3 protein-coding genes are annotated in these 7,338 nt (G+C 47.0%); 2 read left to right on the top strand and 1 reads right to left on the bottom strand.

Going from position 1 to position 7,338, the window contains the following annotated elements:
- Positions 1-110 precede the first annotated feature (110 nt).
- Positions 111-1,022: a carbohydrate ABC transporter permease gene (locus RLO19_RS25585; RefSeq protein WP_446360214.1), complete on the bottom strand. Its 912-nt coding sequence runs from the start codon at positions 1,020-1,022 to the stop codon at positions 111-113.
- Between the two features lie 278 nt (positions 1,023-1,300).
- On the opposite strand from RLO19_RS25585, the gene RLO19_RS25580 reads away from it, so the two are divergent.
- Positions 1,301-2,515: an RNA-guided endonuclease InsQ/TnpB family protein gene (locus RLO19_RS25580; protein ID WP_446360213.1), complete on the top strand. Its 1,215-nt coding sequence runs from the start codon at positions 1,301-1,303 to the stop codon at positions 2,513-2,515.
- Between the two features lie 366 nt (positions 2,516-2,881).
- The gene (locus tag RLO19_RS25575) at positions 2,882-7,039 is read left to right on the top strand and encodes an EAL domain-containing protein (protein WP_446360212.1); all 4,158 of its coding nucleotides are present in this window, start codon (positions 2,882-2,884) and stop codon (positions 7,037-7,039) included.
- Positions 7,040-7,338: the final 299 nt, after the last annotated feature.

Here is a 7,338-nt window from a genome sequence, read left to right as displayed (position 1 = left end):
TTGACTACAGCAAAAGGGAAACTGCAAAGCATCAACTGGAAGTATTTCGAGCCAATCTGGAAAGCTGACGGTTATACTTATGTCCACAAAGGAAAGAAATGTCCATTGATTTAACGATTAGAGGAATAGCGATCGCGTCCTTGAGATAATCTAAGATTAAGCAGGGACAACCCCAGAATAACCAGGAACAGCACTAATCCAATCGCGCAAGCATAACCAATTTCCAAATCCGAAAAGGCTTGCTCATACAAATAATAGACCACCGTTTTGGAACTATTGCGAGGTCCCCCTTGGGTCATAATATAAACTTCTTCAAAAACCTTAGTCGCCGAAATAGCCGAAATTACCGCAACTAACGCCAAATAGGGGCGCATTAAAGGAACTGTAATATCCCAATGTTTCCCATACCCATCCGAACCATCCAACGCCGCCGCTTCATAGAGTTGGTTGGGGATCGATTGCAAACCTGCCAGATAAATCACCATATAGTAGCCTAACCCCTTCCACACGGTTACTGCCATAACACTAAGAATTGCCCAATTTGGACTTGTCAACCAGGGAATTCCCTCTTTGAATCCCACCAAAATGAGTATCTGATTAAATAAACCATTTTCTGCATAAAGCCACCGCCAAGCAATTCCCGCCACCACCATAGAAATCACCACGGGTGTATAATAAGCCGCCCGAAACCAACTTATTCCACGCAGTTTCTGATTGACTAAAATGGCTAATCCTAAGGGGAGTGTGACTAAAATTGGCACGACGCCAATCAGATATAACAACGTATTCCCCACCGTTTGCCAAAATACTCGATCTTTGCCCAAGCGTTGCAGATTCTTCAAGCCTACCCATTCAGGCGTTTGGGTCAAATCATAGTCGTATTGAGTAAAACTTAAGTAAAAGGCTTGACAAGCGGGCAAAAATACTGTTATCGCCAAGATGACCAGAGCCGGTAGCAAAAACAGGTACGGAGTTAACTTGGGCGGGATGACAATCGAATCCTTTAATTTAAAAAAAGTCATAACTCATAAAATACAGAAACCGTAGGGGCGCACCGACGTGCGCCCATTGCCGACTTGCGCCCATTGCCGACTTGCGCTGATTCTTAAATTATTAAGGAAAAAGAAAGGATTAGCATTATACGGTAGCCTAGTTAACAGTTTCCTATTCTTAACCTTAGTGTAATCTTATTATTTACCAGAAAATTGGGTTTAAAGTCTTGCCCTTTTCGGGCGGATTTTATAAATCGTACTGACGCTTTTTAAAAGTTAATGTATCATGCTGGTAGGAGGTGATGCAAGTGTTGAATTTAACCTACGAGTACAAACTAAAACCAACGTCTAGTCAAATTGCCATTTTTCAAGATTGGCTAGAACAATGCCGGCGCGTATACAACTATGCGTTAGCCGAAAGAAAAGATTGGTATCGTTCCCGTAGTTGCCGAATTAACGCTTGTTCCCTCAATTGCGAATACATCATCCCGGCTAATGCGCCGCGTCCAACTTATGCTAGTCAATGCCGTGGATTAACCACATATCGAAAAACAAGTGAAAACCTGCAACAGGTTCATTCGCAAGTGTTGCAACAGACACTTAAGCGGCTTGAGCAAGCATTTGTCAGCATGTGGGAAGGTGGACATGGGTTTCCCCGCTTTAAAAAGCTAGGAACCATCAGATCCTTCGTGTTTCCCGCATTGGGTAAAAATCCCGTTCAAGGAAACGCAATCAAACTACCCAAGATTGGATTAATCCGCTTTCGCCAATCGCGTCCAATACCAGATAACGCGATTATCAAACAAGCGCGTGTAGTCAAGCGGGCATCTGGTTGGTATGTAATGCTTACTTTGCAGTGGGATGTCCCCGTACCGGACATTCTTCCCCACGGAGAAGCCATCGGGATCGATGTCGGAATCAGTCATTTTGTGGCGGTGTCAAATGGTCAGTTATTCCCTAATCCGCGTCCGTTTAAACGCCTTGAACGCAAGCTTAGATTGCTGCAACAAAGGGTTAGCCGCAAGCAATTAGGATCAAATAACCGAGCAAAGGCACAAGCCAAGGTCAGCCGACTACATGAACGGATAGCCAATACTCGCAAGCAATATCACTGGGAATTAGCCCATAACTTGTGCGATTGGGCTGGTATGGTCTTTGCCGAAGATCTCAACCTCAAGGGATTAGCCAAAGGGATGTTAGCTAAGCAGTGTCTAGACGCTGGTTGGGGGCAATTTCTAGGTATTCTTCGAGGGTGCTGTTTTAAGCGGGGAGTTTATTTCCAGAAAGTAGACGCCAAGAAAACCAGTCAAACTTGTCCTGAATGTTTAGTTGAAACAGGCAAGAAACCGCTATCTCAACGGGTTCACTCCTGCCAGTATTGCGGCTACACAACCGATAGGGATGTAGCAGCCGCGCAAATAGTCTGCATTCGTGGACTTGCAGCCGTGGGACACACGGTCAAGATGCTTTGTGAGGGTAAACACATCGGTGTCCCTGAGAAGAAAGAATCCTCACGCCTTTAGGCGTCAGGAGTGTCAACTCACCATAATCCAATACGCCCTTAGTTGATCGGGCGGTGTGGGTGAGCAGGTGTAGGTTTTCTCGTCTAGGAAAGTCTCAGTGTAAACCTTTGTCTCAATCCTTCCTTGATGTCTGTGCCATTTGTCCTAGATGGGAGGTTGCTGACACAAACGTTTGCAGTAAGCGATGCGATCGCATACTGCACGCTTAGGTTAAATCGCTGTATTTTTCACGGTGCTATCTATCATCAACACCATTCTTGCCTTAGGCGAGGGAAGCAACTAATTCTCGCAATCAGAACTATTTCATTCCTCATCCATCCTTAAGAGAAAATTTCCCAGGACAAGACGTTGGAGTTATATGCAGCCGTGAAACATTTAGAGGTAAGCTACAGCCATTTATTGGAAAAAGATACACCACGAGAGCCAGAGACAAACGTACTGGAGCTTCTGAGTGTCCCGACACATCCACGCAGAGGAGACAGCGACACCCTATCATGGCAAACCCTAGTGCAAGGCATTCCCCTACCCTTGGTGATTGCCCGGTTAAAGGATGGTGTGATTCTGTATGCAAATGACCCTTACAGCTCAACCTTTGATCGCCGCAGCAAGAAGAGTTCCAGCGTCAATGAACCCATTTGCGATCGCCAAACCCTATCCTTCTATCACGATCCCACCCAACGACAAGTAATATTACAGATATTAGTTAGCCAAGGCTATTTGCGGGATTACACCGTCAAAATGCCGAGTCGCCAGGGCAAGCCGATTTGGAGCCTAGTTTCGCTACAACGGTTAACATTTAAAGGAGACTCAGCCTTTGTGGCAATTTTCCAGCCGCTTACAGACTACTCCTATCGCCCCGAATCCCTCCCCCCCTTACCTGCATCACATCCGCAAACAGCGACATCACCTCAACCAACACGCCGCCAGTTAATTGCCAATGCCTTGTGTGAACAAGAGGTCAAATTTTGTACCTTAGCCGAAACCATTTCCGCCGCTGCCTTAATCTACCAAAGCAATCAGTTGGTCTATGTGAATTCCCTAGTCTGTGAAATTACAGGATACAGCCAATCTGAATTGTTAACCATGGATTTATGGGACTTGCTGCATCCGAGTAGCCACGCCTTAATGCCCAAAAAATCCCTGAGTGAATGGAACGAGCAGGAATCACAACGTCGCTATGAGGTGCAAATCCTAACCAAAACCGGTGATAAACGCTGGCTGGAGATGAGTAGCCGGATCATTGAATTTCAAGGGAAACCCGCCCTACTGTTAAGTGCCTTTGATATCAGCAATTACAAGCAAGCCGAAGCCGCTTGGCAAGAAAGTCAACGCACCCTAGCCACGCTGATGAGCAATTTCCCCGGGATGGCGTATCGCTGTCGGGCAGATAGTCAATGGACAATGGAATTTGTCAGTGAGGGCTGTTTTAACCTACTCCACTACAATCCCCGTGATTTAATCGAAAATCGGGCATTAGTGTTCAGCGACGTAATTCATCCAGACGATAGAGAACGGGTGAAGCAGGATGTAAAAGCCGCCGTTACCGAAAAACGACCCTATCAAATAGAATATCGGATTACCACAGCAACCGGAATTCAGAAGTGGGTTTGGGAACAAGGTTGCGGCATTTTTTCTCGCCACGGAGAGTTGCAGGCTTTAGAGGGCTTTATTACCGATATCACCGAGCGCAAGTGGGCAACAGACGCCCTGGAACTTTTGCAAACGATGACTCAGGCGATTGGTGAAGCCCCAGATTTTCAGTCAGCCTTGTATGTCACTTTGAGTAAAGTGGGGGAAGCTACCCATTGGGATTTAGGCGAAGCTTGGGTCAAACGTGGTGATGGTAAGGTTTTAGAATGTTCCACGATTTGGCGCAGAGGGGAGGAGATGCCTGGGAAGGCACAAGCCAGAAATCAGAGGCTCCCAGGGAAGGCGCAAAATGGAAAGGTAAAAGGAAATGATAATCGGCGACAAGGACATGATCCCAAGTCCACTGGCACAGATAGAGTGGCAATGTCCCCCTATGCCCCTAGCTTGGCGTCTGATGAATCAACCTTAGCCGACTTTTGCCGATATAGTCCCGCCTTTACCTTCGCTTTAGGCTGTGGGCTACCGGGACGAGTTTGGGCATCCCGTCACCCGGAATGGATTCCCGATGTTTCCCGTGCGAATCATTCGGTGTTTGTGCGCTCATCTTTGGCAAAAGCCTGTGGTTTAGGGGCTGGCTTGGCGGTGCCAATTATGGCTGATGACGAGGTTCTGGCGGTGTTGACGTTTTTCCGGCTTGAATCGTGGCAAACTGATCAGCGATTGGTAGATTTGATTTCTACAGTAGCCGCCCAATTAGGGGTAGCGATTGAGCGCAAACAGGCGGAAGTGGCGCTGCGTTCCTCTGAGGCAGAGTTGCGGGCATTATTGGCGGCGATGACGGATTCTATTTTTGTCTTGGATGAAACGGGGTGTTTCCTGAAGATTGCCCCGACGAATCCTGAGCCTGTACTGTTGCCTAAGAATGCCCATGAATTGGTGGGCAAAACCTTGCATCAACTCTTTGCCCCAGCTCAAGCTGATCAGTTTTTGGTGTATATTCAGGAAGCGATCGCGACTTGTTCGCGTGTGAATATTGAGTATAGTTTACCCGTGGGCGATCGCGACGTTTGGTTTGCGGCGACGATTTCCCCCACGTTGGCAGACTCAGTGGTTTGGATAGCACGGGATATTACCGAACGCAAACGGGCAGAACAGGCGTTGCAACAGGCAGAGGCTAAATATCGCAGTATTTTTGAGAATGCCTTGGAAGGAATTTTCCAATCCACCGCTGATGGGCATTATATTAGCGCCAATCCAGCACTTGCCCGTTTATATGGCTATTCCTCTCCCGATGAATTGATGGCGCGACTGACGGATATTGAACATCAGCTTTATGTTGATCCCCAGCGACGGACTGAGTTTAGTCGGCTGTTGCAAGAAAATGATGCGGTGGCTGATTTTGAGTCCCAAGTCTATCGCAAAGATGGCAGTGTGATCTGGATTGCCGAAAATGCTCGTGCTGTTCGCGATACGATGACAGGGGAATTGCTCTATTACGAAGGCACCGTCGAAGATATCACTGAACACAAATTGGCAAAAGACCAACTGCAAGCCCGGGCATTTTACGATACATTGACAGGATTGCCTAATCGTGCTTTATTTATGGATCGCTTAGGTCATACTGTAGAGCGAGCCAAACGGCATCCTACCTATCGATTTGCCCTACTATTTTTGGATTTAGATCGCTTTAAAGTGGTCAATGATAGTTTAGGGCATTTGATTGGGGATCAACTGCTGATTGGCATTGCCCGTCGCTTAGAATCCTGTTTGCGGACAGAGGATACGGTGGCTCGGTTGGGTGGGGATGAGTTTACTATACTGCTAGAGGATATTGAAGACATTCACCATGCTACCCGGGTGGCAGAACGAATTCAGCAAGAATTGTCAGCCCCGTTTAATTTAGATGGACATGAAGTATTTACGGGGGCGAGTGTGGGGATTGTTTTAAGTCGGGAGATCCGACAGGAGGGGGATATCATCCACTATGATCGCCCAGAAGATTTATTGCGGGATGCTGACACGGCACTTTATCGGGCAAAAGCATTGGGGCGATCGCGCTATGAGGTATTTGACCTCACCATGCACCAAAATGCCCTCAGCGTCTTGCAGTTGGAAACTGAGTTGCGGCGGGCGGTGGAAAATCAGGAATTTGAGGTTTACTATCAGCCGATAGTATCTCTCTCGACTCATCAGATTGCTGGGTTTGAGGCACTATTGCGCTGGCATCATCCCACGCGAGGATTAGTCAACCCCAGTGAATTTATCCCCATGGCAGAGGAAACGGGATTGATTATTCCCCTAGGCTGGTGGATGTTGCGCCAAGCCTGTCGCCAGTTAGAATGTTGGCATGAGGGGGTTGGGGATAGTTTTCAAACTGGAGACGTTAATCATCAATTGACGATTTATGTCAATCTTTCCAGCAAACAGTTCTTACAACCCGAACTCCTAGAACACCTCGACGAAATTCTGCAACAGACGCATCTGCATCCGCGTCATTTAAAGTTGGAAATTACTGAAAGCTGCTTACTGGCAGATCCACAGACAGCAGAAGAGCGGCTCAAACAATTGCGCGATCGCCAGATTGGTTTATGTATTGATGATTTTGGCACGGGTTATTCTTCCTTAAGTCATTTACATCGATTTCCTATTGATACGATTAAGATTGATCAGTCTTTGATTAGTAATATTGGCATAGATAAAGGAGGGAATACTCAATCCGGTATGAGCGATCGCACAAAAGGCTTACCCCTGCAAATCGTCCGCACGATTATCATGTTGGCAGATAGTCTGGGAATGCAAGTCATTGCCGAAGGGGTAGAAACAAAGGAGCAATTGACTCAACTACTGACGCTGCATTGTGACTATGCTCAAGGGTATTTATTTCAAATGCCATTAGATGCGTTAACGGCGGGAAAACTTCGAGAAACAATCTAAGCAAGAGGAGGCGATTGAAATCACTGCTACACAAACAAAGTCCGCCTGCGCGGACTTTGTTATAACGGGGGTAGCTAATCCGGAGTTAGTCTTAACCCTCCACCAGACCATATTTTGTTACCGTTGTGTCGCCACAGCTTGTGTCGAGACGGTTTCGGGTGAAGTACCCCAACAAGATCCGCTGAAGTTGGAGCTTCCAACTTCTAAAAACAAGGACGGTTTTATTCGTCTTGGCTTACGCCACGCTTACGCGAACGGGATTTCCCGTTTCATCCGCCGATGCCACGTTGGGTACTTTC

Origin of the sequence: Coleofasciculus sp. G2-EDA-02 (genome assembly GCF_040226375.1) — a bacterium.
GTDB lineage: Bacteria > Cyanobacteriota > Cyanobacteriia > Cyanobacteriales > Coleofasciculaceae > Coleofasciculus.
Note: the sequence above shows the minus strand (reverse complement) of the source record. Positions and strands in the feature narration are given on the sequence as shown.

What these genes read in the sequence shown, in the direction of transcription:
- RLO19_RS25585 (WP_446360214.1), bottom strand. Translation starts at nt 1,022, where the DNA reads ATGACTTTTTTTAAATTAAAGGATTCGATTGTCATCCCGCCCAAGTTA.